The sequence below is a fragment of the Microbulbifer sp. MI-G genome (genome assembly GCF_030440425.1).
GTDB classification, from domain to species: Bacteria; Pseudomonadota; Gammaproteobacteria; order Pseudomonadales; family Cellvibrionaceae; genus Microbulbifer; species Microbulbifer spongiae.
On sequence record NZ_CP098023.1, the window covers coordinates 3,869,351 to 3,892,099 of the forward strand.

The following is a 22,749-nucleotide window of genomic DNA, read 5'->3' on the forward strand; positions in this document are numbered from 1 at the left end:
TTTACAAAGCATCACCTTTATTAGTCCATTCTGAGATCAGTAAAATGAAGTTCTTAAATAAAGAGAGACTGAATTTACTTATCGCACTCTGTGCCATTCTGATTTCCACAGCCTCTTTTTACGCCACCTACCAACAGGCGAAGGCAGCCAACCTCCAAGTCAAAGTGATGACCATGCCGATTGTGGAGTTCTCCCATGGCAATTTTGACATTAAAGAAAAAAAGCCACTCATCTCCTTTACACTCAAAAATGCCGGATCGGGACCAGCGATACTAAAATCCATTCAATTCAATTATAAAAACATTCTCTATTCCAATCATACCGATTTCTTAAAAGGCTGCTGCAAAAAAGACTACAACGAGCTGATGAAAAATATAGCAAGTGCAAAAAGAGAAGAGAGAAATATCAGCTTTGATTCTGGGGGAATTGTCAGCAGCCCAACAGAAAACACTATTATCCCGGCAAAGTCTGACTTCGAATTCCTAAGAGTCTACAAAGGGGATTTATCCATTGATCTTTGGGAAAAAATTGACCAAGAGAGATTCAATCTTTCCCTGATCGCCTGCTTCTGTTCGCCTCTTGGAGATTGCTATCAATCCAATTCAGAACATATTTCGGTAGAGGTTAATTCCTGCCCAACAGGTTAATTCTCCACCCATACAAGCCTTTAAATGCACTTTCGCAAGGACAGCTATGCATATCGATATCAACTGTGATCTGGGAGAAGGCGACGATATCTCCAGTTGTGACCGCGATGCGAGTATCATGCCCTATATCTCCCGTTGCAATATCGCCTGCGGTGGCCATGCCGGAAACCCTGAAATCATGCGCCTCTCAATTGCCAACGCCCTTGGGCAGCAGTTGCGGATCGGCGCTCACCCCGGCTATCCCGACAGGGTAAATTTCGGACGCAAGTCCATAAAACTTTCCAGAAGTGAGCTGCTAGACTCTCTACAAGATCAAATCGGGCTGCTGCGCACATTCATTGCCGAAGCTGGAGCCGAGCTTGACCATATCAAGCTACACGGCGCGCTCTATAACGATGCGGAGTCGAATGAGGAACTGGCCGAACAAATTCTTATTTTCTTTGCACAGGAATATCCTAATATGAAGATTGTCGGCCTCGCCAATGGCGCGATGGAAGCCGTTGGCAAAAAGTTCAGCACTGCATTTATCCGCGAGGGCTTTATGGACCGGCGGTATCTGAGTAAGAAAAAACTGGCGCCGCGCGCACTGCCGGGATCTGTGATTACCGACCCGAAAAGCTGCCTTGATCAAGCACTTGCCCTGGCGCGGGGAAAAACATTTAGCGGCTACCGGGGCGAGCCCATACAGCTTTCTGTGGATACCATCTGCCTGCACGGAGACACGCCTACTGCTCCGATTATCGCAAAACAGTTAATGCGGCATTTGCGCAAAAATGGCCTGACGATACACTCGTGAATTCTTTTTATAGTAATACGGATCCCGACAGTTTCGGTTTCAAAGTTATGGCAAACGGGGACTGCGCGCTGGACATCTGCTTTGCATCCCCACCGAGTGAAGACCTGAGCCGCTGTATTATCGGGATCAGGCAGTCGATCCAGAAGCGGGACTTCCCCGGTCTGGTTGATCTGATTCCCGCCTACCAGTGCCTGACGATTACTTTCGATCCACTCACCTGTGATCGCAGGCTTCTCACACAACAGCTAATAGAACTGGCTCAGGGGGTCATAGAATCCCCCCCAAGGTTAAGCAGGAAGCCGCGTACCATCTCCATACCGGTTTGCTACGAGGAAGTATTTGCCCCGGACATGCACACAGTCAGTGAATACACAAAGTTATCCCGGGAGGAAATTATTGCCCTGCACACCCACCCCCCCTATCTGGTGCATATGCTGGGCTTCTCCCCGGGGTTTCTGTACCTAGGCGGGCTGGACCCACAGCTGCATTGCCCTCGCAAGCACACACCGCGCCTGCGGATTTCAGCGGGTGCTGTAGGCATCGGCGGCAGCCAGACCGGGGTTTACCCCCAGGCAACGCCCGGTGGTTGGCAGATCATCGGACAAACCCCCATCAGCCTGTTCCACCCTGCCAGCGATACCCCCTGTATCGCTGAGCCCCTGGATATTGTCAAATTCCACCCGGTGGATATCACCCAGTTTGAGGCGATTAGGCAAAGTTACCCCCGCGCAAAATACAGGGAAAAACGCTGATGAGCATCTGCTTTACCCGTGCGGGCCTGCAAACCAGCGTTCAGGACTGTGGCCGCCCCGGCCTGATGCACTACGGCATTCCCCCGGGAGGTGCCGCCGATCCCCTGGCGATGACACTGGCAAACCTGATACTGGGCAATGTGACAAACAATCCAGTGATCGAAATCACCCTGACAGGACCCCGGATCGAATTTGCTTGCGACATCTCCATTGCCATTACCGGCGCCCGGTTTAAGGTCACCCTCAATGGCAACGCCGTCAATAATTTTGAGACCATACAGATACAAAGGGGCGACACCCTGGATTTCGCCCAGTTAATCAGCGGAGCCCGTGCCTATATTGGATTTTCCGGGAAAATGGTTGTACCGGAACTATTAGGCAGCGTTTCAACACACTTAATCAGTCACTTTGGCGGGCACCGGTATGGCGCCATTAAAGCTGGTGATACCATTGATTTTTGCAATATTCGAACAGCGAAAACCGTGCGCCTGGCCCCGCAGTTTCACCTTCACTACACACCACACCCACAATTTCGGGTGGTTTCCGGTCCGGATAAGCTCCTCTTTGACAACGATACCGTCGAGCAGTTTTACCACACCACTTACACGGTATCGGCACAGAGTAACCGCATGGGTATTCGCTTGCATCCCCCCTCCACCTCCTCCCCTCCGGCAAGAAATGAACGCGTATTTGAACAAATGGTTTCATCCGGGCTCTATCCTGGCAGCATTCAGATTCCACCGGACACCGAACCGATTATTGCATTTGTGGAAGGTCAAACCATTGGTGGCTATCCCCGCATTGCCCATGTTATCAAAGCGGATCGACACCGCCTCGGCCAGTTAAAAGCCCACGACAAGATCAGCTTCCATCCTGTTGGATTGGCACAGGCAACGCGAATACTGAGGGAAAAATACCAGCGCCTGAGCGAGCTACAACAAAGCCTTGCTACTGACAGCAAAGTCAGTTTGATGCTGTAGTATTTTAATTTTTTTTGTTATTTTCCTAAAATATTCTGGAAGAAAATAAGCAAAAATCATCCCTGTTCGATTTCGCAATTGAGGTTATAAATGACTTGAATGTTCGCCAAGCCATGTCGGCCCCGCACTCAAAGGGTTTCCACCAGGCACATTCTTCTTTTTCTTTGCGGGGTTAGCCTCTTCCAGCAGCCGTGTTTCTTTGAGAAAGACTAAATAGTCTCCAATGACCAAATAGTTTTCATCAAAACTTCGCCTAGACCGCCGCAACATTATTAACTACCCTCTCTAAGCTTTACCAAATCAGCGATTTGGACAGGTGTCTATTTTGGCCCACCGCAGAAGGAGGAATTACAACATCGGCATCTTGCCTTATACAGTTCAGCGCTACCCAAATAGCCCGGTCCAAAGAGAAAATACCAACTACCTGAAGGGGATTAATAATGATAAGAATTCTCCGTGGTTTTATGTCAGCCTTTATCGCCATCTCACTCCTGGTTGCCTCCTATGCACAGGCAGAGCCGGGAGATTACAGTTTCTGGACTACCCTAAAGCACCTGTTTGATCCTCCCGAGGCCAACGCACCGGTGACGCCTGCGCAAGCACAGGGCATGTACCCTCTCGCCCTGGATGACCCCAATTTTAACGATGGGTTCAGCCCCGGAAAATATGATCACTGGCAAAAAGTAAATGTTCCCGCCGACACCGGCGCCATGTGCGGCAATGGCTCACCGTACAAGTTTTTTGTTTACCGGGTACCGGATACCAGCAACACCATGTTTTATTTTGAAGGCGGTGGCGCCTGCTGGGATTATGAGAGTTGTTCGGGGGCTACTGGTATTCGCGGCGCACGCAATCCCAACGGTATACCCGACAACTATGTACAGAACATCAATTTGCTGGATTTTCAAAATGCCGCCAACCTGGCCACCGCTGCGGTATCCCCGCTGATTTACACCCACCATCCCTACAATCAATTTAAAACCGGTGAATGGAATCTGGTGTATGTGCCCTATTGCACAGGGGACATCTATGTGGGAGACAAAACAGAGGTCTATGAGGACACTACTGGTGAGAATCCCGACCTGATATGGCACCACAACGGCGTGCGCAACGTACAGGCGGTGATCTCCTGGGTCAAAAACAATCTGCAAAAACCCAAACAGATGGTGGCGGCGGGCTGCAGCGCCGGCAGTATCGGGGCGCTGCTAAACTACTCCAAGCTGCGCGCGGACATGAACGTGGATTACGGTTACCTGATCGATGATTCCGGCCCGCTCTATCGTGCGCCGCTGGACAGCGGCGACAACAACAGCTATCCGTCCCTGCCCCTACACCAGAAAGTGTTGAACTCCTGGACCACTTACTCCGCCGGCGGTGATCCCGGTGATGTCAACCCGGTCAATATGCTCGCCAGTATTACTCCGGGGTTCGACAAAAATGAACTGGCCTCGCTCTACTCGGCCCTGTCCAGCAAGTTTCCCAGTGACCGCCTCGGCATCACCCATTTCCTCGCTGACGGTAACTTCTCATCCTATTCCTACGAGCGTTTCTACGAAGATATTTACAACGACCCGGATCCACAGTCCCGTCTGAACAAACTGCGTAACAAATGGCAGCAGGACACTTTTGACAACCTGATTCCGCAGCTTGAGCAGACCAGCAACTGGGGCTACTATTTCCCGATGTACCGAGACTTCAATGAAAGTCACTGCACCACTATCCTGGATCTGGAATATGGCGAGATAGCCGAGCACGGTCTGGTATTGCGCGATTTCCTCAACAATATCGTCAACTACCAGGGTGGCGCTATGCTCCGCGCTTATGAATCAGATCAGGTTTCCGATTTCCAAAATAACCATAACTGGTTCTACGATTTGGTGGGAGGGCTGCTCTAACTGAGGTTTGGATCGAACCCGGCGACCAGGGTTGCCGGGCTCATAATAGAAACTGTGATCCATGGAATGTGACTGCTTCCATGGATTATCGATCACGGGTTATTTTGTCCTGAATACGCTTTTTCCCGCGCTTCCTGCAAACGCTGGCGGAGGTATTCCTGCTTGCTCATGCCTTCGGGAAAATGTGTCATACCCTGCACTTCCTCCACTATCTGCGCTTCCACCTGTTTGTACTCCGCAAACCCCGGCACCGCTTCGTAGGGATCATAAGCCGCTGTATTCTGCTGGGATCGCCTCTGGTAACGCGCTACCAGATCACTGGCTGCCTGCTCGAATGCCTGCGCACTGGCACTGTTACGCTCCAGCCAGGCCAACTTCAGGGCCAGCGCCTCATAGGCCATCACCCGCCCGTCGGACTCTATAGATTCAATCAACTGCCAGACATCCTCAGCACTCGGCGGGGACTCTCCCTGGTTAAAATAGGCATCCAGCGCCTGTTTATCCCGCTCCCTGTCAAGGTAGGCTCTCACTCGCGGATCTGACAGCAACCTGGCAGCCTCTTTACCGTGCATTGTTTCAGGAACTTGGCTGCGCAATCCCTGTGAATCCACCGAAGGGAGCTCTGCCTTCGCCCCAGGACTTTTTCCAATATCCTCAGGTGGCGGAAAGAAATACCACCAGGTAGTAGCAGCAGCACCCAAAACCAGAGTGATACCAAACGACAGCAGAATTTTATTATTCATTATTACCATTTCCGCTATATCGGGATAACGGCAACAGTGTAATCAGCTTGGAGAAATGTGCAAGGCGCGCTGGATGATCTACTCCGAAGGCACGGCCAAATGATGTGATGAAAAGGAGTCGTTAGTTAACGAAAATCCCCTCCCGTAAATACTGGCAAGCTCCACGGCAGCAACCGGTAAGCCGTGCAAACACTATACCCAGTTGAGTTTCTTCTCTTCGGCCTGCGGATTAGCGCAGGGGGTTTCTTTGCGGGGCACAAAGCCCACGCGGGATTCCGGTGGCAGGTTGTGCTGCTCCCAACGAGCCACAGCCTCTCCACACTTGCGGCGTTGCGCATCGGTTAGTGCCTGCCCATTGGGCCATTTACCCAACTCAATAGCGCGCTTCAGGCTCCCTATAACGTATGGATTGAGCGCGTCAAGCAACTCTTCGAAAGACATGCAACGGTACTCTCAGTTGATAGATCGGATACAAAAAAGCCGGTCAAAGACCGGCTTTTTCCCATCAGAAGTGGCCCAGACCTAGGCCTCGGCTACTTCAGATTCATCTTCCACGGGGCGATCCACCAGTTCCACATAGGCCATGGGTGCCTTGTCGCCCGTCCGGAAGCCGCATTTCAAAATTCGGATGTACCCACCTGGGCGCGCTTCATAGCGGGGACCCAGTTCATCAAACAGCTTGCGCACAGTGTCCTTGTCACGAATGCGAGCGAAAGCCAGACGGCGATTGGCAACACTGTCTTTTTTCGCCAGGGTAATCAGCGGTTCGGCCACACGGCGTAATTCCTTGGCCTTTGGCAGCGTGGTTTTGATCAGTTCGTGCTCCACCAGAGAGGCAGTCATGTTCTTGAACATGGCCTTGCGGTGGGCGCTGGTGCGGCTGAATTTGCGGCCACTATAGCGATGACGCATGACTCAATTCCTTACGACCACAGTTGCTGTCACAGCAGGTCGTTCTGGAGCGGCGTCACACTTAACTGTGGCACCACTCGGGTTTTCTCTACTTGTCACGGCACTACCGCGACTACCAAATACTTACAAAGGGCTTAATTTACTGTCACCCTTGAGGCTGGCCGGGGGCCAGTTCTCCAGGCGCATACCCAGAGACAAACCCCGGGAAGCCAGTACGTCCTTGATTTCGGTGAGGGACTTTTTGCCAAGGTTCGGGGTCTTCAGCAATTCTACTTCGGTGCGTTGGATCAGATCACCGATATAATAGATATTTTCCGCTTTCAGACAGTTGGCCGAACGTACCGTGAGCTCCAGATCATCGACCGGACGCAACAGTACCGGATCGACCTCAGGCTCCTCTGTTTTCGGCTGTGCGTCCTTTTCACCTTCCAGATCTACAAATACTGCCAGCTGCTGCTGCAGAATGGTGGCAGCGCGGCGGATTGCCTCTTCCGGGTCCAGGGTACCATTGGTCTCCAGATCCAGTACCAGCTTGTCCAGATCCGTGCGCTGTTCTACACGTGCACTCTCCACACTGTAAGCCACACGGCGAACCGGGCTGTAGGAAGCATCCAGTTGCAAACGACCGATTGTACGGCTTTCCTCCTCCTCGCTACGACGGGCATCAGCGGGCTGGTAGCCACGACCGCGCGCGATGGTAAGACGCAGGCTGAGCTCCACATCCCCCGTGATATTGGCAATCACGTGCTCGGGGTTCACAATCTCGATATCGTGATCTATCTGGATATCCCCGGCCGTTACTGCGCCCGGCCCCCGCTTGCTCAGGCTCAATACCGCCTGATCCTTACCGTGCATCACAACCGCGATTTCTTTCAGGTTAAGCAGGATTTCAATAACGTCTTCCTGCACACCTTCGATCGCGCTGTATTCATGCTCAACGCCGTCGATTTCGACTTCGGTGACAGCACAGCCCGGCATGGAGGACAGCAGGATACGACGCAGTGCGTTGCCAAGAGTGTGGCCAAAGCCACGTTCCAGGGGTTCCAGAACCACCTTGGCATGATTCGGGTTGTACTCGGTGACGTCAATACGACGCGGTGTCAAAAACTCGTTGACAGCAGTCTGCATAGCCATACCTGTTACCAGTTGCACTCCATAAAGTGGACGAATTGTTACTTGGAGTACAGTTCCACGATAAGGTTTTCGTTGATCTCTGCAGGCAGATCGACACGATCCGGAATGCGCTTGAAAGTGCCTTCCAGTTTGCTCGCGTTCACGTCCACCCACTCGACATCGCCGCGTTGGGCAGCGAGGGATACAGAATTCTGGACACGCAGCTGTTTCTTGGACTTTTCCCGCACAGCGACGACATCACCTTCTTGTACTTGGTAGGAAGGGATGTTTACAGTGGTGCCATTGACCAAAATTGCCTTGTGTGAAATCAGCTGGCGCGCTTCAGCGCGGGTAGAGCCAAAACCCATGCGGTAAACCACATTATCCAGACGTTTTTCCAGAAGTTGCAACAGGTTTTCACCCGTCGCACCCTTAAGACGTGCCGCTTCCTTATAGTAGTTGCGGAACTGCTTTTCCAGTACACCGTAGATGCGGCGAACCTTTTGCTTCTCGCGCAACTGAACGCCGTAGTCAGAGAGACGACCGCGACCAGCACCGTGCTGACCGGGCTTGGATTCTGCGCGACACTTGGAGTCGTGCGGACGCACGCCACTTTTCAGCTGCAGATCGGTGCCTTCGCGGCGGGACAGTTTACATTTTGGTCCAATATAACGTGCCATTTTATCAGCCCCCTCTTACACGCGACGTTTTTTCGGCGGACGACAACCGTTATGCGGGATCGGCGTCACGTCGGTGATATTGGTGATTTTGTAGCCGCAGTTGTTCAGTGCGCGAACAGCAGATTCACGACCGGGGCCCGGGCCCTTTACTTCCACGTCGAGGTTTTTCAGGCCATACTCCTGCGCAGCGGTACCTGCGCGCTCAGCGGCAACCTGGGCTGCAAACGGGGTGCTCTTGCGCGAGCCACGAAAGCCGGAACCACCTGCGGTGGCCCAGCTGAGGGTATTGCCCTGGCGATCGGTGATAGTCACGATCGTGTTGTTGAACGATGCGTGGATGTGGGCAATACCGTCGACAACGGTCTTTTTGACCTTCTTGCGAACAGTTGTTTTTGGCTTAGCCATACCAGTATCCTAAATCCTGTATCAAATCCCCCTGTCCTGTCACCGGCAGGGGGCTTGTTAAACCGCGATATCGCGCCTTAATCCGGCTTATTTGCGAATCGGCTTGCGCGGACCCTTGCGAGTGCGGGCATTGGTCTTGGTGCGCTGTCCCCGCAGCGGCAAGCTGCGGCGGTGGCGCAGACCGCGGTAGCAGCCCAGATCCATCAAACGCTTGATGTTCATGGAAACTTCGCGGCGCAGGTCACCCTCTACAGTGAGTTTGGCAACTTCACCGCGGATGGTTTCGATCTGCTCTTCAGACAGGTCGCGGATTTTGGTGGATTCAGCGATACCAACCGCTGCCAGAATAGTTTTGGCTGCAGTGCGACCAACCCCGTAGATATGGGTCAGGGAAATCACCGCGTGCTTGTGATCTGGTACATTAACACCAGCAATACGTGCCATAGAGGCGTACTCCACGTATTGGGAGCCACTGCTAATCAGCAGTGACTCTACTTTGTTTTCGGCGCTGACAGCGACTAAAAAACCGGCGGCGCCACCAAAAAGGCGCGCAAGAATAGCTTTTCAGACACCAATTTGCAATAGCCTGCATCCACTTCGGTCTCCCCAAGCGGATGCGGACGACAGTCAGCGCCCCCAGCTGGGAGCCTGCAAAACTGGCCGGACTCCCGCCCAAGCGCACATAACGCCAGGGTGTCGCCACTCCCCAATACATTAGTAGCGGGTGGCAAATTCTTTCAGGTTTATACAGAGAAACCCGGATTGGCAACTCTGTACGGGGCTGCCCCCTGGATTAGCCTTGACGCTGCTTATGACGCGGCTCAGCGCTGCAGATGACCCGCAGAACACCCTTGCGGCGTACGATTTTGCAGTTACGGCAGATCTTTTTTACAGAAGCGCGTACTTTCATGACCTTACCTCAATTCATTCAATCTGCGAGCAGGACGCACTAGCGACGGCCGTAGCTCTGCAAATTCGCTTTTTTCATCAGTCCCTCGTATTGGTGCGACAACAGATGGGACTGTACCTGTGCCATAAAGTCCATCACTACCACAACAACGATCAGCAGTGAGGTACCCCCCAGATAAAAGGGAACGTTAAACCCAACCACCAGGAACTGCGGCAGCAGGGATACCAGCGCAATATACACGGCACCAACCAGGGTGAGACGGGTCAGCACACTGTCGATATAGCGGGCTGTCTGCTCACCGGGACGGATACCGGGCACGTAAGCACCGGACTTTTTCAGGTTGTCTGCCACTTCATTCGGGTTAAACATCAACGCCGTATAGAAGAAACAGAAGAAACCAATCAACAGAGCGAACAAAATAATGTTCAGCGGCTGACCCGGTCCTAGTTGCAACGCCATCCACTGCAAGATCTCGGCGCCAATGCCCTCACCACCCTGGCCAAACCACTGTGCCAGCGTGGCCGGGAACAGCAGAATACTGCTGGCGAAGATCACCGGAATCACACCGGCCATATTTACCTTCAGCGGTAGATGGCTCGCCTGCGCAGCCGGTGCGGCAGAGTAGCGGCCAGCCTGGCGTCGGGCGTGGTTAATAGTGATACGGCGCTGGCCGCGTTCCATCACTACCACAAAGAACACCACGGCAATGGCGATAACACCGATGATCAACAGCATCAGGATATGCAGCTCACCCTGCCGGGCCTGCTCAAATGCCTGGCCGATAGCACCGGGCAGTCCGGCCACGATACCGGCAAAAATCAGCATGGAGATACCGTTGCCAACGCCGCGCTCGGTGATCTGTTCACCGAGCCACATCATAAAGACCGCGCCGGTCACCAGTGAGGTGACTGCCACAAAGTAAAAGCCAAACGCAGGCTCAGGTGAGTAAGCCAGGTTTTGCCCTGCCAAGCCAAAGGTCATGCCGATTCCCTGAATCAGGGCCAGCACTACCGTTAGGTAGCGGGTGTACTGGTTGATCTTGCGCCTACCGGCCTCCCCCTCTTTTTTCAAAGCCTCTAGGGAGGGAGTCACCGCGCTCATCAGCTGCATAATGATGGACGCGGAGATGTAGGGCATGATCCCCAATGCCAGAATGCTCATTCTTTCCAGGGCACCGCCGGAGAACATGTTAAACAGTCCCAGAATGGTTCCCTGGTTCTGGTTAAACAGGTTTGACAGCTTTTCCGGATCAATACCGGGCACCGGAATATGTGTCCCCAGACGGTAAACAAGAATCGCTAGGAACAGAAAACGAAGGCGAGCCCAAAGCTCGCCCAATCCCTTGCTGCTGCCCAGGGGATTTCCACCGGATCCTGGTCGTGCCATTGGCGCCTCGATTAATCTTCTATTTTACCGCCGGCAGCTTCGATAGCCGCTTTTGCGCCTTTGCTCACTCCCAGCCCTTTCACGGTAACGGCTCTAGTCAGCTCACCGGAGAGAAACACCTTGGCGCGTTTAACATGGTTGCCGATAATATCGGCATTCTTCAGCGCTGCCAAATCGATTACATCACTTTCTACCTTGGCCAGCTCCGCCAGACGTACTTCGGCGCTGAAACGGGAAACACGCGCAGTGAAGCCGTACTTCGGCAGACGCTTCTGCAAAGGCATCTGACCGCCTTCGAAACCCGGCCGGACGCTGCCGCCGGAGCGCGCTTTTTGACCCTTGTGGCCACGGCCAGCGGTCTTGCCCAAACCACTGCCGATACCACGGCCCACACGCTTGGCGCTGTGCTTGTGGCCCAGTGTGGGAGATAAGTCGTTCAAACGCATGCTACTCTCCCTCCACCTTAATTAGGTAGTTTACTTTGTTGATCATGCCGCGCACAGAAGGGGTGTCTTCCACTTCCACTGTATGACCGATGCGGCGCAGGCCCAGACCCGCAACACACGCCTGATGGCTTTTCAGGCGTCCGTTGATACTTTTGGTCTGGGTGACTTTAATGGTCTTTTTAGCCATGGTCTTAACCCACCAATAACCTTAAACCGGGGCTGTGATCAGCCCAGGATCTCTTCGACTGATTTACTGCGCTTGGCAGCCACATCCTCTGGGCTCTGCATTTGTTCCAGCGCCTTGAAGGTTGCGCGCACGACATTCACCGGATTGGTGGAACCGTAGCACTTGGCCAATACGTTGTGTACACCGGCCATTTCCAGAACGGAGCGCATGGCGCCACCGGCAATAACGCCGGTACCCTGGGAGGCGGGCTGCATGTAAATCTTGGAACCGCCGTGGCGGCCGTTGGTAGCGTACTGGATGGTGTCGCCATTCAGTTCTACCTGAATCATGTTGCGGCGCGCGGCTTCCATCGCCTTCTGGATCGCAACCGGCACTTCCCGCGCCTTGCCCCGACCAAAACCGATGCGACCGTTGCCGTCGCCAACGACAGTCAGTGCGGTAAAGGCGAAGATACGACCACCTTTCACCGTTTTGGCAACGCGATTGACCTGGACCAGCTTCTCCTGCAGGCCTTCGTCGTTGCTTTTGTCTTTCTCTCTAGCCATAACTCAACCCTTAGAATTTCAGACCGGCTTCGCGGGCAGCGTCAGCCAGAGCCTTAACACGGCCGTGGTACTTGTAGCCGCTGCGATCAAAGGCAACCTCTTCAACGCCTGCGGCCTTGGCGCGCTCGGCAATCAGCTTGCCAACCGCAGTGGCGGCGTCGACGTTACCGGTTGCACCTGCGCGCAGATCCTTGTCCAGGGTAGAGGCGGAAGCCAGTACCGTACTGCCTTCGGCGGACAGAACCTGTGCATAAATGTGGCGCGGTGTGCGGTTCACAGTGAGGCGAACAGCGCGCAGCTCACGAATCTTGGCGCGGGCACGACGTGCACGACGCAAGCGGGATGCTTTCTTAACGTTCATATCTATGCCCTACCTACTTCTTCTTGGCCTCTTTGCGATACACACGCTCGTCGGCGTAGCGGACACCCTTACCTTTGTAAGGCTCCGGCGGACGGAACGCACGGATCTCGGCGGCCACCTGGCCCAACAACTGCTTATCGCTGCTCTTCAGTACGATTTCAGTCTGACTTGGCGTTTCCGCAGTCACACCCTCCGGCAACTGATAATCGATTGGGTGGGAAAACCCCAGGGTCAGGTTTACTTTTTTTCCAGCGGCTTTCGCACGGTAACCGACACCCAGTAACTGCAGCTTCTTCTCAAAGCCAGCGCTTACACCAACCACCATGTTGTTCACCAGCGCACGGGTAGTACCTGCCAGTGCCTTGGCCTGCTTGGAATTGTTACGCGCGGCAAACGTCAGCTGGCTGTCAACCTGGCTCACCTCTACATCACCGTGAATGACCATGTTCAGGTTGCCGTTACCGCCCTTTACCGCGATATCCTGACCTTTCAGGTCAACGCTTACACCTGCGGGGAGAACTACCGGACTATTTGCTATTCGAGACATGATAACCCCCGCTTAGAATACGGTGCAGAGCACTTCGCCACCGACACCGGCCTGGCGTGCAGCGCGATCGGTCATAACACCTCTGGAGGTGGAAACAATCGCGATACCCAGTCCGCCTCGCACAGTTGGCAGTGCTTTCTTACCGGAGTAAGCGCGCAGGCCCGGGCGGGAAACACGGTCCAGCTCGGCGATAACCGGCTTGCCCTGGAAGTATTTCAGGGCAATAGTCAGCGCAGGCTTGGCGCCTTCGCTGATAGTCAAGTCAGCAATATAACCTTCATCTTTCAGGACTTTGGCTACCGCTACTTTCAATTTGGATGATGGCAGGGTGACTTCCGCCTTTCCGCGTGCCAGGGCATTGCGGATGCGGGTCAGCATATCTGCCAACGGATCTTGCATACTCATTTATTGAGGCTCCTCAAATCTGCCTAAAGCCGGTTGGCAATTACCAGCTGGATTTCACCAGACCGGGCACATCGCCACGCATGGCCGCTTCGCGCAGTTTGTTACGGCACAGGCCGAACTTACGATATACAGCGTGGGGGCGACCAGTGATACGGCAGCGGCGTTGCTGGCGTACCGGGCTTGCATCACGCGGCAGTTTTTGCAGCCTGAGCTGAGCCTCCCACTGTTCCTCTTCGGAAGCAGTGGCACTGGCGATGATCGCCTTCAGCTCTCGACGCTTGGCCGCGTACTTAGCTGCGGTTCGAGCGCGCTTGTGCTCGCGCGCAATCATGGATTTCTTCGCCATGGAATCCTCTTAACCCTTAAGCGGGAAGTTGAATGCTTTCAGCAGCGCACGACCCTGATCGTCATTTGCCGCTGTAGTGGTAATACAAATATCCAGACCGCGGAGCTTGTCGACTTTATCGTAGTCAATTTCCGGGAAGATAATTTGTTCGGTCACACCCATAGAGAAATTGCCGCGACCGTCGAACTGCTTCGGGCTGATGCCGCGAAAGTCACGGATACGTGGGATCGCGATGTCGATCAAGCGCTCCAGGAACTCGTACATGCGCTCGCCACGCAGCGTTACCTTGCAGCCGATCGGCCAACCGTCGCGGATCTTAAAGCCCGCAATAGACTTGCGCGCTTTGGTCACGATGGGCTTTTGACCAGTAATTGCTGTCATATCATTAACAGCATGCTCCAGCACCTTTTTATCACCAATTGCTTCACCAACACCCATGTTGACGGTGATCTTGGTGATGCGCGGCACTGCCATCACATTCTCGAGTCCCAGTTCCTCTTTGAGCTTGGGCGCGAGTTCTTTTGTGTAGAGCTCTTTAAGCTTTGCCATGATCTACCAACCTGCTTCTGCGCCTAATGCCCTAGATGGCTTCGCCGCTGGATTTGAAGACGCGAATCTTAGTGCCGTCTTCCAGTACTTTAAAGCCCACCCGGTCTGCCTTCTGGGTATTGGGGTTGAAGATGGCCACATTGGAAGCCTGAATGGCAGCTTCTTTTTCAACGATACCACCGGCAACACCCAGTTGGGGATTCGGCTTTTGGTGTTTTTTGATCATCTGTATGCCGGAAACAATCAGGCGGCCGTCGTTCAGTACCTTACGTACCGACCCGCGCTTACCCTTGTCACGACCGGCGATAACGATCACTTCGTCATCACGCTTGATCTTGCGCATAACTCTTCTCCGCTCGAGGCCTAGATAACTTCGGGAGCCAGCGAGATGATCTTCATGAACTTCTCACCGCGCAATTCGCGAGTTACCGGACCAAAAATACGAGTGCCAACCGGCGCCAATTGCTGGTTCAGCAGTACCGCTGCGTTATCGTCAAATTTAATCAGGGAACCATCTGCGCGACGCACACCTTTTTTGGTGCGAACCACAACAGCGTTCATTACCTGACCTTTCTTTACTTTACCGCGGGGAATGGCTTCCTTAACGGTTACCTTGATAATGTCGCCCACGCCGGCATAACGACGATGGGAGCCGCCCAGCACCTTGATGCACATGACGCGGCGAGCCCCACTGTTGTCAGCTACTTCTAAGTAGGATTCCGCTTGAATCATTGTCTCTCTCCGAAACCTTTCAATTCGGCAGTCAATGCGCTAGGGGTTAAACCTTCGCCGCACGCTCTACAATTTTCTGCAAAGCCCAGGACTTGCTCTTGGACAGCGGACGAGATTCCTCAATGGTGACAACATCGCCGATATTGCATGCATTGCTCTCGTCATGCGCCTTGAGCTTGGTGGACTTATTTACAATTTTGCCGTAGATCGGGTGCTTAACACGGCGCTCGATCAAAACGGTGATGGTTTTGTCCATCTTGTCACTCACGACCTTGCCGGTGAGTGTGCGCTTCAGTTTTGCTTCCGCCATGATTAGTTACCTGCCTTCTCGGTCAACACAGTCTTAATGCGAGCAATGTCGCGACGAGTCTGCTTCAGCAGATGAGTCTGGGCCAGCTGACCGGTGGACTTTTGCATGCGAAGTTTGAACTGGGCTTCCAGTTGATTGAGAAGCTCCTGGTTCAACTCTTCAACTGACTTTTCGCGTAGATCTGCAGTCTTCATTACATCACCGAACGCTTAACGAAAGTTGTTTTTACAGGCAGCTTGGCTGCGGCCAGGGCAAAAGCCTCGCGAGCCAGCTCCTCGGACACCCCCTCCATTTCATAGAGGACCTTGCCCGGCTGGATCTGCGCTACCCAGTATTCAACGCCCCCCTTACCTTTACCCATACGGACTTCGAGGGGCTTGTTGGTAATGGGCTTGTCCGGAAACACGCGAATCCAAATCTTACCGCCACGTTTGACGTGACGAGTCATTGCGCGACGAGCCGCTTCAATCTGGCGTGCAGTAATGCGCCCGCGGCCGATAGATTTCAGGCCGAACTCGCCAAAGCTCACCTTAGAGCCGCGCTGGGAAAGTCCGCGATTGCGCCCTTTTTGTACCTTGCGAAATTTTGTACGCTTTGGTTGCAACATTTGCGTACCCCTTTATTTAGCAGCTTTCTTGCGGCTCTTCACCGGCTTTTCATCGGGTATTTCGTCACCGATGACTTCGCCTTTAAAGATCCACACCTTGATACCGATGATGCCGTAGGTAGTCATCGCTTCGGCGGTGGCATAGTCGATGTTGGCACGCAGGGTGTGCAGGGGCACACGACCTTCGCGGTACCACTCGGTACGGGCAATTTCTGCTCCACCGAGACGACCACTTACCTGAATCCGGATACCTTCGGCACCCTGGCGCATCGCGTTTTGTACCGCGCGCTTCATAGCGCGGCGAAACATAACGCGGCGTTCCAGTTGCTGGGCGACATTCTGGGCTACCAAAGCGGCATCCATATCCGGCTTGCGCACTTCTTCGATATCAATGTGTACCGGTACGCCCATCCGCGCACTCACTTCATTGCGCAGACGCTCTACGTCTTCCCCTTTTTTACCGATCACAATACCCGGTCGCGCAGTGTGAATCGTCACACGTGCGGTGTTGGCCGGGCGCTGGATCTCAATACGGCTCACAGAGGCGTGGGCCAGCTTCTTGCGAATGTATTCGCGAACTTTCAGATCCGTGTACAGCTTGTCTGCGTACTCGTCGCTGCCGGCATACCAAACAGAAGTATGCTTTTTAACGATACCCAGACGAATGCCGGTAGGATGTACTTTTTGTCCCATGGTTTTCTCGCCTGCTCTGTTATTTCTCGGCCACTTTCACAGTGATGTGACAAGTACGCTTAAGAATCCGGTCGGCACGGCCTTTTGCGCGCGGTTTAATGCGCTTCATGGTCATACCTTCATCCACAAAAATTGTGGAAACTTTCAGTTCGTCAACATCGGCACCTTCGTTGTGCTCGGCGTTGGCAATGGCTGACTCCAAAACCTTCTTGACAATCGCCGCACCCTTTTTTTTGCTGAATGCAAGGATATCCAGGGCCTCTTCAGCGCCTTTGCCGCGCACCTGATCTGCTACCAGTCGCGCTTTTTGCGCCGATAGACGTGCGCCGCGTAATTTTGCTGCTACTTCCATCTTTTTAACCTCGGCTTAGCGCTTCTTCGCTTTTTTGTCCGCAGCGTGGCCGCGGTAGGTGCGGGTAGCAGCGAACTCGCCCAGCTTATGGCCAACCATTTCCTCGTTAACCAAAACGGGGACGTGCTGGCGGCCGTTGTGCACGGCAATTGTCAGTCCAACCATTTCCGGCATAATCATGGAGCGGCGGGACCAGGTTTTAATCGGTCGGCGATCATTGGCTGCAATCGCCGCCTCCACCTTCTTGATCAGATGCAGATCAATAAAGGGACCTTTCTTTAAGGAGCGTGGCACTGTCGATTCCTCTCTAGCTGCTCAGACACCGCGCGGCTTACTTGCCGCGGCGACGTACAATCATCTTATCGGTGCGCTTGTTTTTGCGCGTTTTCTTCCCTTTGGTCGGCACACCCCAAGGCGTCACCGGATGGCGTCCACCAGAGGTGCGGCCTTCACCACCACCGTGCGGGTGATCGACCGGGTTCATCGCCACACCGCGAACTGTCGGGCGAACACCACGCCAGCGCGCGGCACCGGCTTTACCCAGCTTGCGCAGGCCGTGCTCGGAGTTACCCACTTCACCCAGGGTTGCGCGGCACTCAGCGAGTACCTTACGTGTTTCTCCGGAGCGCAGGCGAAGGGTCGCGTACTGACCTTCCCTGGCCACCAGCTGCACGGCAGCGCCGGCAGAACGGGCCAGTTGAGCACCCTTGCCCGGCTTCAACTCGATGGCATGGATCACGGAACCCACCGGAACATTGCGCAGGGGCAGAGTATTGCCCACTGCAATCGGGGCGGCATCGCCGGACTGGATAGTGACACCAGCCTCGAGTCCCTTCGGTGCGATAATGTAACGGCGTTCACCATCGGCATAACACACCAGAGCGATGTGCGCGCTGCGGTTGGGATCGTACTCCAGACGTTCAACCCTGGCTGGAATGCCGTCCTTGTTGCGCTTGAAGTCGATGACACGATAGTGCTGCTTGTGACCACCACCGATGTGACGGGTTGTGATTCGGCCAGCGTTGTTACGGCCACCGCTTTTGCTTTTACTCTCCAGCAGAGGTGCGTAGGGAGCCCCCTTGTGCAGGTCGGGGTTGACAACCTTTACCAGGTGACGACGACCGGCGGAGGTTGGTTTTGTCTTGACAATTGCCATTGTAACAGTCCCCTTTACTCAGCAGCTTCAAAATTGATGTCGCTGCCTTCAGCCAGGCGCACGTAGGCTTTTTTCCAATCGTTGCGACGGCCCATGCCGTGGCGGGTACGCTTGGTTTTGCCTTTAACGTTGACGGTGCGAACCTGCTCAACAGAGACGTTAAACAACTTCTCGACCGCAGCCTTGATCTCCGCTTTCCCGGCATCGGTGGAAACCTTGAAAACCACCTGGTTGGCGCTATCGGCCAGTGCGGCAGCTTTTTCGGAAATTACCGGGCCCAGCAGTACTTGGTAAAGTCGCTCTTGGTTCATCCCAGCACCTCCTCAATCTTCTTGAGCGCGGCCACGGTTACCACGACCTTGTCAAAACGGATCAGGCTGACAGGATCGATCGCCTGCACATCGCGGACATCGATCTTGTGCAGGTTGCGCGCGGCCAGATAGAGATTTTCGCTCACCGCTTCGGTCACGATCAGCGCTTCGGACAGGTCATACTGAGCCAGCTTGCTGACCAGTTGCTTGGTTTTAGGCGCCTCCACATCGAAGGATTCCACCACTACCAGGCGCTCCTGCCGAGCCAGTTCAGACAGAATACTGCGCAGGGCAGCGCGGTACATTTTCTTATTCAGCTTTACACCGTGATCGCGCGGCTCCGCGGCAAAGGTGACACCACCGGAGCGCCACAGCGGGCTGCGGATAGTACCGGCACGCGCGCGCCCGGTGCCTTTCTGCCGCCAGGGCTTTTTGCCGCCACCGGAAACAGCGGAGCGGTTTTTCTGTGCCTTGGTGCCCTGACGTGCGCCAGCCATATAGGCGACAACGGTCTGGTGCACCAGATCCTGATTGAATTCACGCCCGAAAGTCACTTCAGAGACAGCTATTGTGCCTTTGGCGCCTTCGGGAGTAGCGATATTCAGTTCCATATCCATTTCCCCCAGACTTAGGCTTTCACTGCCGGACGAACGATAACGTTACCGCCGGGGGCACCGGGAACGGCACCTTTGATCAGCAGCAGGTTGCGTTCAGAATCGACACGCACCACTTCCAGGTTCTGCACAGTAACACGTGCAACACCCATATGCCCGGCCATCTTCTTGCCTTTCCACACACGTCCCGGTGTCTGACACTGCCCGATAGAACCGGGGGCGCGGTGAGACAGGGAGTTACCGTGGGTGGCGTCCTGGGTGCGGAAATTCCAGCGCTTAACACCGCCCTGGAAGCCTTTACCCTTGGAGGTGCCGGTGATATCGATCTTCTGGCCAGCTTCGAAACTGGAAACAGTGATTTCAGAACCGATCTCGAAAGTCTCTTCGGAATTGTCCGTGCGCAGTTCGAAAAGACGGGTGCCAGCCTCTACACTGGCTTTGGCGAAGTGGCCCGCTTCGGGCTTGGAGACATGGGAAGCCTTGCGCTTGCCCACTGCCACTTGGACAGCGGCATAGCCATCAGTTTCCACAGTTTTCACCTGGGTGACGCGATTCGGTGTTACCTCGATCACGGTGACCGGAATGGATACGCCATCCTCAGTGAAGATGCGAGTCATGCCGCTCTTGCGGCCGACAATACCTGTTGTCATCTTTATCAACCTCTCAGTGCACGGGGCTTTAACCCACTGCGGCCGCCCAGTTTCAGAGCGTTACACTACCCGGACCTTTTTCGCCCGGGATTCGGATTCGGTAGTTAGTAAAAGTGTTAGCCGAGACTAATCTGGACCTCAACACCGGCCGCCAGATCGAGCTTCATCAGCGCATCGACGGTTTTCTCGGTCGGCTCAACGATGTCCAGCAAGCGCTTATGGGTACGGATTTCGTACTGGTCGCGCGCGTCTTTGTTAACGTGCGGGGAAATCAGCACAGTGTACTTTTCTTTGCGCGTCGGCAGCGGGATTGGGCCGCGAACCTGGGCACCGGTGCGCTTGGCCGTCTCTACAATCTCCTGTGTAGACGCATCAATCAGCTTGTGATCAAAGGCCTTCAGGCGAATTCGGATACGTTGACCCTGCATGGAATCAAACTCCAACTGAAAAATAAAGAACGTCCTTTTACGCAGCCCCGTGGGCGGGCGAAAAGGAGCGCGAATTCTACGGGGCGTGCAGAAGGCTGTCAACCGCACACCCGCACAAATTTCACCCGCTGAAACTACAATGGAGTATCCGCAGTGAAATGAGGAGAGTCCCACTATGACCATTGCCGCAAAACTGAGCCAATATCTTAATGACCAATCGGTCGACTATCATTTGATCCAACATCCCCACAGCCGCACCAGCCGCGAGAGTGCCCATGCCGCCCACGTCCGTGAGGACCAGGTCGCCAAGGCGATTCTGCTTCGCGACGAAGAGGGTCACGTGCTGGTGGTCATCCCCGCAAGCAGCAGCCTGGATATGCGCGCGGTACACGACGAAACCGGACGAAACGGTCTGGAGATGGTGGCGGAAAATGAGTTGGGCTCGATTTTCCCCGACTGCGAGTTGGGCGCTCTGCCCCCTCTGGGACAAGCCTATGGCATTACAACCATGCTCGACAGCAGCCTGGGCCACTGTGAAACCATTTACTTTGAGGCCGGCGACCACGAGGAACTGGTGGAGATGGATGGCCCCCTCTTCCTCAAATTATTCGAGGGCTGCCCGCGCTGTGACCTGAGCAAGGACTGGCCCTAGGGAAGCCGCCACTGAAGATCATAAGCTCCGCAGGGGGGCACCGCTGCGGAGTTCAAATTAGCCATTGCACCAATCCCGCCGCCTGAGCAACCGGCTCCACCTGCCGATCCTCTGGGAAACAGCCCCTGCTACTACCCCCCCTTTGCACCCCGATAGCGGAGCATCCGCTCCCTTATCGACCTGACCGACCAGCACTGCGGCTATTCCCGAATCAGCCTACCAGCAGACACAGCTTAAACCCGGCGCCTTGAGGACCGGTGAGCACTTCAGGGTACAAGCGGGATAGGCAGTTGCACTGGCATTTCATACACTCATACCGCACGGGCTAAAAAATCCGTATCATATGGATAAACAACCGTGACGGCGCAATCCCGGGCAACTTGCCCTGTCAGATCATCGCCTTCTTTATATGCCCTCACCGGTGGAGCATACCAATGGCTGCCGATCATTATCGACAATGGCTGCGCACTGCCGCCAGGCTTTCCCAACGGGGCCAGGAGGCAGAAGATCTGTTACAGGAAGGCCTGCTCGCCGCTGTGGAGGCGCAGCGAACACCATTTCAAAATGCTGGGGATGCGGCCTGGTTTTACGGGGTACTACGCAATCTCGCCGCCATGCAAGCCCGCCGTACCGAGCGTCGACGGGTGCGCGAAACACGCTATGCTTCCGGCGAGGATATATCCAGAGCAGATTCAGCCATATTCGGCAAGGATACTATCCCATGCCTGCCCGCCGCACAGCGCTTGGTGCTGTTACTGACCTTGAATGGACTCAGCAAAAAGGAAATCTGTCGGGTACTCGGCATTTCCGATGCCGCTATGCGGCAGCGTCTCAGCGCCCTGCGAAAGAAACTAACGTCACAGCGGGCAAACGGGATCGACCCTGCAAACCTGGCTGCAGCCTATGCCGCGCGCCTGGATAACACAAACCCTTCCGGGGCCGGCCTCCGGCGAGCGGTCCTGGCACAGGGCCCCGCGCGCCTGCCCAGTTTCCGTTTCGGTATCACCGACCCCGACAGCAACCTCCTATCGATCAGCCAGTTGACAGAGCAATAGCCCAGGCACCCTTCGTCGACTGCCCAGCCACTGCGATAGCAGACCGCAATTGGGCTGTGAGGCCCAAAATTGGATAGGGTTGCTCACAAATTGCCAGACAATGGCAACTAGTAAGCATCCGTCAGACGGATATACACCCTAAATCAATCGCAAACTGGAAAGCAACATGTTGCAAACTTCACGTATCGAGGCCGTTGTCTTTTTTGTCAAAAACCTGCACAACACCCGGCAATTCTACGAGCACACCCTTGGCCTCAAAACCACCTGGGCAGCAGGCGCAGAAGAGGGAGAAAGCGGCGGCCACCTGATGGCCCATATCGGTGATTCCGTGCTGATCTTTTTTGAAGGGGATGAGAAACCCGCACGCACGCCTATCCCCGTTTTTTCGGTTGGCGACAATGAAATTCACCGCATGGTGGAACACCTGACCGCCCACCATGTGGAAATTCTGGCCCCGGTCCAGCATGCCCCAGACGGCGGATTGACAGCGGACTTTGCAGACCCGGATGGACATGTACTGAGTATTTATCAGCCCCCCAACGAAACAGGAAAGCAGACCAGAAACCACTTCTGATTTCGTATTC

38 protein-coding genes are annotated in these 22,749 nt (G+C 54.5%); 8 read left to right on the plus strand and 30 right to left on the minus strand.

The features are described from left to right. The first annotated feature begins 44 nt into the window (after window positions 1-44). The 5 genes from M8T91_RS15815 to M8T91_RS15835 all read left to right on the plus strand — a co-directional run bounded on the left by M8T91_RS15815 (window position 45) and on the right by M8T91_RS15835 (window position 5,070). Window positions 45-647: a hypothetical protein gene (locus M8T91_RS15815; protein WP_301415135.1), complete on the plus strand. Its 603-nt coding sequence runs from the start codon at window positions 45-47 to the stop codon at window positions 645-647. Between the two features lie 46 nt (window positions 648-693). Next, the gene (gene pxpA, locus M8T91_RS15820; RefSeq protein WP_301415136.1) at window positions 694-1,443 is read left to right on the plus strand and encodes a 5-oxoprolinase subunit PxpA; all 750 of its coding nucleotides are present in this window, start codon (window positions 694-696) and stop codon (window positions 1,441-1,443) included. Between the two features lie 47 nt (window positions 1,444-1,490). Then, entirely contained in the window at window positions 1,491-2,195 is a 705-nt protein-coding gene (gene pxpB, locus M8T91_RS15825; protein ID WP_301415137.1) for a 5-oxoprolinase subunit PxpB, read from the plus strand. Further along, a complete protein-coding gene (locus M8T91_RS15830) occupies window positions 2,195-3,175 on the plus strand; it encodes a 5-oxoprolinase subunit C family protein (RefSeq protein WP_301415138.1) in 981 nt (326 codons plus the stop codon). The genes pxpB and M8T91_RS15830 overlap by 1 nt, the downstream gene beginning before the upstream one ends. Before the next feature lie 440 nt (window positions 3,176-3,615). After that, complete coding sequence (locus M8T91_RS15835; protein ID WP_301415139.1) at window positions 3,616-5,070, plus strand: pectin acetylesterase-family hydrolase; 1,455 nt, start codon at window positions 3,616-3,618, stop codon at window positions 5,068-5,070. A 92-nt stretch (window positions 5,071-5,162) separates the two neighbouring features. On the opposite strand, the gene M8T91_RS15840 is transcribed toward M8T91_RS15835, so the two are convergent. From M8T91_RS15840 to rpsJ, 30 genes are all read right to left on the minus strand, one after another. After that, a complete protein-coding gene (locus tag M8T91_RS15840; protein WP_301415140.1) occupies window positions 5,163-5,813 on the minus strand; it encodes a hypothetical protein in 651 nt (216 codons plus the stop codon). A gap of 192 nt (window positions 5,814-6,005) precedes the next feature. Continuing rightward, the gene (locus M8T91_RS15845; protein WP_301415141.1) at window positions 6,006-6,254 is read right to left on the minus strand and encodes a DUF1315 family protein; all 249 of its coding nucleotides are present in this window, start codon (window positions 6,252-6,254) and stop codon (window positions 6,006-6,008) included. An 81-nt stretch (window positions 6,255-6,335) separates the two neighbouring features. After that, entirely contained in the window at window positions 6,336-6,725 is a 390-nt protein-coding gene (rplQ, locus tag M8T91_RS15850) for a 50S ribosomal protein L17 (protein ID WP_301415142.1), read from the minus strand. A gap of 123 nt (window positions 6,726-6,848) precedes the next feature. Continuing rightward, a complete protein-coding gene (locus M8T91_RS15855; protein WP_301419124.1) occupies window positions 6,849-7,853 on the minus strand; it encodes a DNA-directed RNA polymerase subunit alpha in 1,005 nt (334 codons plus the stop codon). A gap of 44 nt (window positions 7,854-7,897) precedes the next feature. Then, window positions 7,898-8,518: a 30S ribosomal protein S4 gene (gene rpsD, locus M8T91_RS15860; protein WP_301415143.1), complete on the minus strand. Its 621-nt coding sequence runs from the start codon at window positions 8,516-8,518 to the stop codon at window positions 7,898-7,900. Between the two features lie 15 nt (window positions 8,519-8,533). Continuing rightward, window positions 8,534-8,923, minus strand: coding sequence for a 30S ribosomal protein S11 (gene rpsK, locus M8T91_RS15865; RefSeq protein WP_020411406.1), 390 nt, complete (start codon window positions 8,921-8,923; stop codon window positions 8,534-8,536). 87 nt (window positions 8,924-9,010) lie between these two features. After that, entirely contained in the window at window positions 9,011-9,367 is a 357-nt protein-coding gene (gene rpsM / locus M8T91_RS15870; protein WP_299946522.1) for a 30S ribosomal protein S13, read from the minus strand. A 349-nt stretch (window positions 9,368-9,716) separates the two neighbouring features. Further along, window positions 9,717-9,833 carry a 50S ribosomal protein L36 gene (gene rpmJ / locus M8T91_RS15875; RefSeq protein ID WP_010133825.1) on the minus strand — a complete coding sequence of 39 codons (117 nt, stop codon included), beginning with the start codon at window positions 9,831-9,833 and terminating at the stop codon, window positions 9,717-9,719. Window positions 9,834-9,872: 39 nt separating this feature from the next. After that, window positions 9,873-11,219, minus strand: a complete 1,347-nt coding sequence (gene secY / locus M8T91_RS15880; RefSeq protein WP_301415146.1) for a preprotein translocase subunit SecY — start codon at window positions 11,217-11,219, stop codon at window positions 9,873-9,875. An 11-nt stretch (window positions 11,220-11,230) separates the two neighbouring features. Beyond that, window positions 11,231-11,665: a 50S ribosomal protein L15 gene (gene rplO, locus M8T91_RS15885; RefSeq protein ID WP_301415147.1), complete on the minus strand. Its 435-nt coding sequence runs from the start codon at window positions 11,663-11,665 to the stop codon at window positions 11,231-11,233. A 1-nt stretch (window position 11,666) separates the two neighbouring features. Then, window positions 11,667-11,852, minus strand: a complete 186-nt coding sequence (rpmD, locus tag M8T91_RS15890) for a 50S ribosomal protein L30 (protein WP_143729413.1) — start codon at window positions 11,850-11,852, stop codon at window positions 11,667-11,669. Between the two features lie 38 nt (window positions 11,853-11,890). Next, the gene (rpsE, locus tag M8T91_RS15895; protein WP_301415149.1) at window positions 11,891-12,397 is read right to left on the minus strand and encodes a 30S ribosomal protein S5; all 507 of its coding nucleotides are present in this window, start codon (window positions 12,395-12,397) and stop codon (window positions 11,891-11,893) included. A gap of 10 nt (window positions 12,398-12,407) precedes the next feature. Next, window positions 12,408-12,758 (minus strand): 50S ribosomal protein L18, encoded by a 351-nt coding sequence (gene rplR, locus M8T91_RS15900; RefSeq protein ID WP_301415151.1) that lies wholly within the window; start codon window positions 12,756-12,758, stop codon window positions 12,408-12,410. 13 nt (window positions 12,759-12,771) lie between these two features. After that, on the minus strand, window positions 12,772-13,305 hold the full coding sequence (gene rplF / locus M8T91_RS15905; RefSeq protein WP_301415152.1) for a 50S ribosomal protein L6: 534 nt from the start codon (window positions 13,303-13,305) through the stop codon (window positions 12,772-12,774). Window positions 13,306-13,317: 12 nt separating this feature from the next. Continuing rightward, on the minus strand, window positions 13,318-13,710 hold the full coding sequence (gene rpsH, locus M8T91_RS15910; protein WP_301415154.1) for a 30S ribosomal protein S8: 393 nt from the start codon (window positions 13,708-13,710) through the stop codon (window positions 13,318-13,320). Window positions 13,711-13,750: 40 nt separating this feature from the next. Continuing rightward, window positions 13,751-14,056, minus strand: a complete 306-nt coding sequence (gene rpsN / locus M8T91_RS15915) for a 30S ribosomal protein S14 (RefSeq protein ID WP_301415155.1) — start codon at window positions 14,054-14,056, stop codon at window positions 13,751-13,753. A 9-nt stretch (window positions 14,057-14,065) separates the two neighbouring features. After that, the gene (gene rplE, locus M8T91_RS15920) at window positions 14,066-14,605 is read right to left on the minus strand and encodes a 50S ribosomal protein L5 (RefSeq protein WP_301415156.1); all 540 of its coding nucleotides are present in this window, start codon (window positions 14,603-14,605) and stop codon (window positions 14,066-14,068) included. A gap of 31 nt (window positions 14,606-14,636) precedes the next feature. Next, on the minus strand, window positions 14,637-14,948 hold the full coding sequence (gene rplX / locus M8T91_RS15925) for a 50S ribosomal protein L24 (protein ID WP_020411395.1): 312 nt from the start codon (window positions 14,946-14,948) through the stop codon (window positions 14,637-14,639). Between the two features lie 20 nt (window positions 14,949-14,968). Beyond that, complete coding sequence (gene rplN, locus M8T91_RS15930; RefSeq protein WP_067151032.1) at window positions 14,969-15,337, minus strand: 50S ribosomal protein L14; 369 nt, start codon at window positions 15,335-15,337, stop codon at window positions 14,969-14,971. Window positions 15,338-15,383: 46 nt separating this feature from the next. After that, complete coding sequence (gene rpsQ, locus M8T91_RS15935; protein WP_301415158.1) at window positions 15,384-15,647, minus strand: 30S ribosomal protein S17; 264 nt, start codon at window positions 15,645-15,647, stop codon at window positions 15,384-15,386. Window positions 15,648-15,649: 2 nt separating this feature from the next. Beyond that, window positions 15,650-15,841, minus strand: coding sequence for a 50S ribosomal protein L29 (rpmC, locus tag M8T91_RS15940; RefSeq protein WP_020411392.1), 192 nt, complete (start codon window positions 15,839-15,841; stop codon window positions 15,650-15,652). Continuing rightward, the gene (rplP, locus tag M8T91_RS15945; protein ID WP_301415159.1) at window positions 15,841-16,254 is read right to left on the minus strand and encodes a 50S ribosomal protein L16; all 414 of its coding nucleotides are present in this window, start codon (window positions 16,252-16,254) and stop codon (window positions 15,841-15,843) included. The genes rpmC and rplP overlap by 1 nt, the downstream gene beginning before the upstream one ends. Before the next feature lie 12 nt (window positions 16,255-16,266). Then, the gene (rpsC, locus tag M8T91_RS15950) at window positions 16,267-16,947 is read right to left on the minus strand and encodes a 30S ribosomal protein S3 (protein ID WP_301415160.1); all 681 of its coding nucleotides are present in this window, start codon (window positions 16,945-16,947) and stop codon (window positions 16,267-16,269) included. A gap of 19 nt (window positions 16,948-16,966) precedes the next feature. Then, window positions 16,967-17,299 carry a 50S ribosomal protein L22 gene (gene rplV, locus M8T91_RS15955; protein ID WP_301415161.1) on the minus strand — a complete coding sequence of 111 codons (333 nt, stop codon included), beginning with the start codon at window positions 17,297-17,299 and terminating at the stop codon, window positions 16,967-16,969. Window positions 17,300-17,314: 15 nt separating this feature from the next. Next, window positions 17,315-17,593 carry a 30S ribosomal protein S19 gene (gene rpsS / locus M8T91_RS15960; protein WP_069946924.1) on the minus strand — a complete coding sequence of 93 codons (279 nt, stop codon included), beginning with the start codon at window positions 17,591-17,593 and terminating at the stop codon, window positions 17,315-17,317. 37 nt (window positions 17,594-17,630) lie between these two features. Beyond that, window positions 17,631-18,455 (minus strand): 50S ribosomal protein L2, encoded by an 825-nt coding sequence (gene rplB / locus M8T91_RS15965; RefSeq protein WP_301415163.1) that lies wholly within the window; start codon window positions 18,453-18,455, stop codon window positions 17,631-17,633. Between the two features lie 14 nt (window positions 18,456-18,469). Then, window positions 18,470-18,766 (minus strand): 50S ribosomal protein L23, encoded by a 297-nt coding sequence (gene rplW, locus M8T91_RS15970; protein WP_301415164.1) that lies wholly within the window; start codon window positions 18,764-18,766, stop codon window positions 18,470-18,472. Next, entirely contained in the window at window positions 18,763-19,377 is a 615-nt protein-coding gene (gene rplD / locus M8T91_RS15975) for a 50S ribosomal protein L4 (protein WP_301415166.1), read from the minus strand. The genes rplW and rplD overlap by 4 nt, the downstream gene beginning before the upstream one ends. Before the next feature lie 17 nt (window positions 19,378-19,394). Continuing rightward, the gene (rplC, locus tag M8T91_RS15980; protein WP_301415167.1) at window positions 19,395-20,030 is read right to left on the minus strand and encodes a 50S ribosomal protein L3; all 636 of its coding nucleotides are present in this window, start codon (window positions 20,028-20,030) and stop codon (window positions 19,395-19,397) included. Window positions 20,031-20,146: 116 nt separating this feature from the next. Beyond that, window positions 20,147-20,458, minus strand: coding sequence for a 30S ribosomal protein S10 (gene rpsJ, locus M8T91_RS15985; RefSeq protein ID WP_010133849.1), 312 nt, complete (start codon window positions 20,456-20,458; stop codon window positions 20,147-20,149). Between the two features lie 175 nt (window positions 20,459-20,633). Here rpsJ and M8T91_RS15990 point away from each other — a divergent pair, with 175 nt between their 5' ends. The 3 genes from M8T91_RS15990 (at window position 20,634) to M8T91_RS16000 (ending at window position 22,739) form a co-directional block, all read left to right on the plus strand. Then, a complete protein-coding gene (locus M8T91_RS15990; RefSeq protein WP_301415169.1) occupies window positions 20,634-21,110 on the plus strand; it encodes an aminoacyl-tRNA deacylase in 477 nt (158 codons plus the stop codon). 434 nt (window positions 21,111-21,544) lie between these two features. After that, entirely contained in the window at window positions 21,545-22,165 is a 621-nt protein-coding gene (locus tag M8T91_RS15995; protein ID WP_301415171.1) for an RNA polymerase sigma factor, read from the plus strand. Between the two features lie 166 nt (window positions 22,166-22,331). Then, on the plus strand, window positions 22,332-22,739 hold the full coding sequence (locus M8T91_RS16000; RefSeq protein ID WP_301415172.1) for a VOC family protein: 408 nt from the start codon (window positions 22,332-22,334) through the stop codon (window positions 22,737-22,739). The last annotated feature ends 10 nt before the right edge of the window (window positions 22,740-22,749 follow it).

Bases quoted from the DNA above. Each gene is read 5' to 3' on its own strand.
- M8T91_RS15815 (WP_301415135.1), top strand. From the start codon at position 45: ATGAAGTTCTTAAATAAAGAGAGACTGAATTTACTTATCGCACTCTGT.
- M8T91_RS15855 (WP_301419124.1), bottom strand. From the start codon at position 7,853: ATGCAGACTGCTGTCAACGAGTTTTTGACACCGCGTCGTATTGACGTC.
- rpmJ (WP_010133825.1), bottom strand. From the start codon at position 9,833: ATGAAAGTACGCGCTTCTGTAAAAAAGATCTGCCGTAACTGCAAAATC.
- rplX (WP_020411395.1), bottom strand. From the start codon at position 14,948: ATGCGCAAGATCAAGCGTGATGACGAAGTGATCGTTATCGCCGGTCGT.
- rpsC (WP_301415160.1), bottom strand. From the start codon at position 16,947: ATGGGACAAAAAGTACATCCTACCGGCATTCGTCTGGGTATCGTTAAA.
- rplW (WP_301415164.1), bottom strand. From the start codon at position 18,766: ATGAACCAAGAGCGACTTTACCAAGTACTGCTGGGCCCGGTAATTTCC.
- rpsK (WP_020411406.1), bottom strand. From the start codon at position 8,923: ATGGCTAAGCCAAAAACAACTGTTCGCAAGAAGGTCAAAAAGACCGTT.
- rplR (WP_301415151.1), bottom strand. From the start codon at position 12,758: ATGAACGTTAAGAAAGCATCCCGCTTGCGTCGTGCACGTCGTGCCCGC.
- rplC (WP_301415167.1), bottom strand. From the start codon at position 20,030: ATGACAACAGGTATTGTCGGCCGCAAGAGCGGCATGACTCGCATCTTC.
- rplP (WP_301415159.1), bottom strand. From the start codon at position 16,254: ATGTTGCAACCAAAGCGTACAAAATTTCGCAAGGTACAAAAAGGGCGC.
- rplQ (WP_301415142.1), bottom strand. From the start codon at position 6,725: ATGCGTCATCGCTATAGTGGCCGCAAATTCAGCCGCACCAGCGCCCAC.
- secY (WP_301415146.1), bottom strand. From the start codon at position 11,219: ATGGCACGACCAGGATCCGGTGGAAATCCCCTGGGCAGCAGCAAGGGA.
- pxpA (WP_301415136.1), top strand. From the start codon at position 694: ATGCATATCGATATCAACTGTGATCTGGGAGAAGGCGACGATATCTCC.
- rpsQ (WP_301415158.1), bottom strand. From the start codon at position 15,647: ATGGCGGAAGCAAAACTGAAGCGCACACTCACCGGCAAGGTCGTGAGT.
- M8T91_RS15830 (WP_301415138.1), top strand. From the start codon at position 2,195: ATGAGCATCTGCTTTACCCGTGCGGGCCTGCAAACCAGCGTTCAGGAC.
- M8T91_RS15840 (WP_301415140.1), bottom strand. From the start codon at position 5,813: ATGAATAATAAAATTCTGCTGTCGTTTGGTATCACTCTGGTTTTGGGT.
- pxpB (WP_301415137.1), top strand. From the start codon at position 1,491: ATGGCAAACGGGGACTGCGCGCTGGACATCTGCTTTGCATCCCCACCG.
- rplB (WP_301415163.1), bottom strand. From the start codon at position 18,455: ATGGCAATTGTCAAGACAAAACCAACCTCCGCCGGTCGTCGTCACCTG.
- rpsN (WP_301415155.1), bottom strand. From the start codon at position 14,056: ATGGCGAAGAAATCCATGATTGCGCGCGAGCACAAGCGCGCTCGAACC.
- rplF (WP_301415152.1), bottom strand. From the start codon at position 13,305: ATGTCTCGAATAGCAAATAGTCCGGTAGTTCTCCCCGCAGGTGTAAGC.
- rpsH (WP_301415154.1), bottom strand. From the start codon at position 13,710: ATGAGTATGCAAGATCCGTTGGCAGATATGCTGACCCGCATCCGCAAT.
- rplE (WP_301415156.1), bottom strand. From the start codon at position 14,605: ATGGCAAAGCTTAAAGAGCTCTACACAAAAGAACTCGCGCCCAAGCTC.
- rplN (WP_067151032.1), bottom strand. From the start codon at position 15,337: ATGATTCAAGCGGAATCCTACTTAGAAGTAGCTGACAACAGTGGGGCT.
- M8T91_RS15845 (WP_301415141.1), bottom strand. From the start codon at position 6,254: ATGTCTTTCGAAGAGTTGCTTGACGCGCTCAATCCATACGTTATAGGG.
- M8T91_RS16000 (WP_301415172.1), top strand. From the start codon at position 22,332: ATGTTGCAAACTTCACGTATCGAGGCCGTTGTCTTTTTTGTCAAAAAC.
- rplD (WP_301415166.1), bottom strand. From the start codon at position 19,377: ATGGAACTGAATATCGCTACTCCCGAAGGCGCCAAAGGCACAATAGCT.
- rpsM (WP_299946522.1), bottom strand. From the start codon at position 9,367: ATGGCACGTATTGCTGGTGTTAATGTACCAGATCACAAGCACGCGGTG.
- M8T91_RS15995 (WP_301415171.1), top strand. From the start codon at position 21,545: ATGGCTGCCGATCATTATCGACAATGGCTGCGCACTGCCGCCAGGCTT.
- M8T91_RS15835 (WP_301415139.1), top strand. From the start codon at position 3,616: ATGATAAGAATTCTCCGTGGTTTTATGTCAGCCTTTATCGCCATCTCA.
- rplV (WP_301415161.1), bottom strand. From the start codon at position 17,299: ATGGAAGTAGCAGCAAAATTACGCGGCGCACGTCTATCGGCGCAAAAA.
- M8T91_RS15990 (WP_301415169.1), top strand. From the start codon at position 20,634: ATGACCATTGCCGCAAAACTGAGCCAATATCTTAATGACCAATCGGTC.
- rpsD (WP_301415143.1), bottom strand. From the start codon at position 8,518: ATGGCACGTTATATTGGACCAAAATGTAAACTGTCCCGCCGCGAAGGC.
- rplO (WP_301415147.1), bottom strand. From the start codon at position 11,665: ATGCGTTTGAACGACTTATCTCCCACACTGGGCCACAAGCACAGCGCC.
- rpsE (WP_301415149.1), bottom strand. From the start codon at position 12,397: ATGGCTAGAGAGAAAGACAAAAGCAACGACGAAGGCCTGCAGGAGAAG.
- rpsJ (WP_010133849.1), bottom strand. From the start codon at position 20,458: ATGCAGGGTCAACGTATCCGAATTCGCCTGAAGGCCTTTGATCACAAG.
- rpmD (WP_143729413.1), bottom strand. From the start codon at position 11,852: ATGGCTAAAAAGACCATTAAAGTCACCCAGACCAAAAGTATCAACGGA.
- rpmC (WP_020411392.1), bottom strand. From the start codon at position 15,841: ATGAAGACTGCAGATCTACGCGAAAAGTCAGTTGAAGAGTTGAACCAG.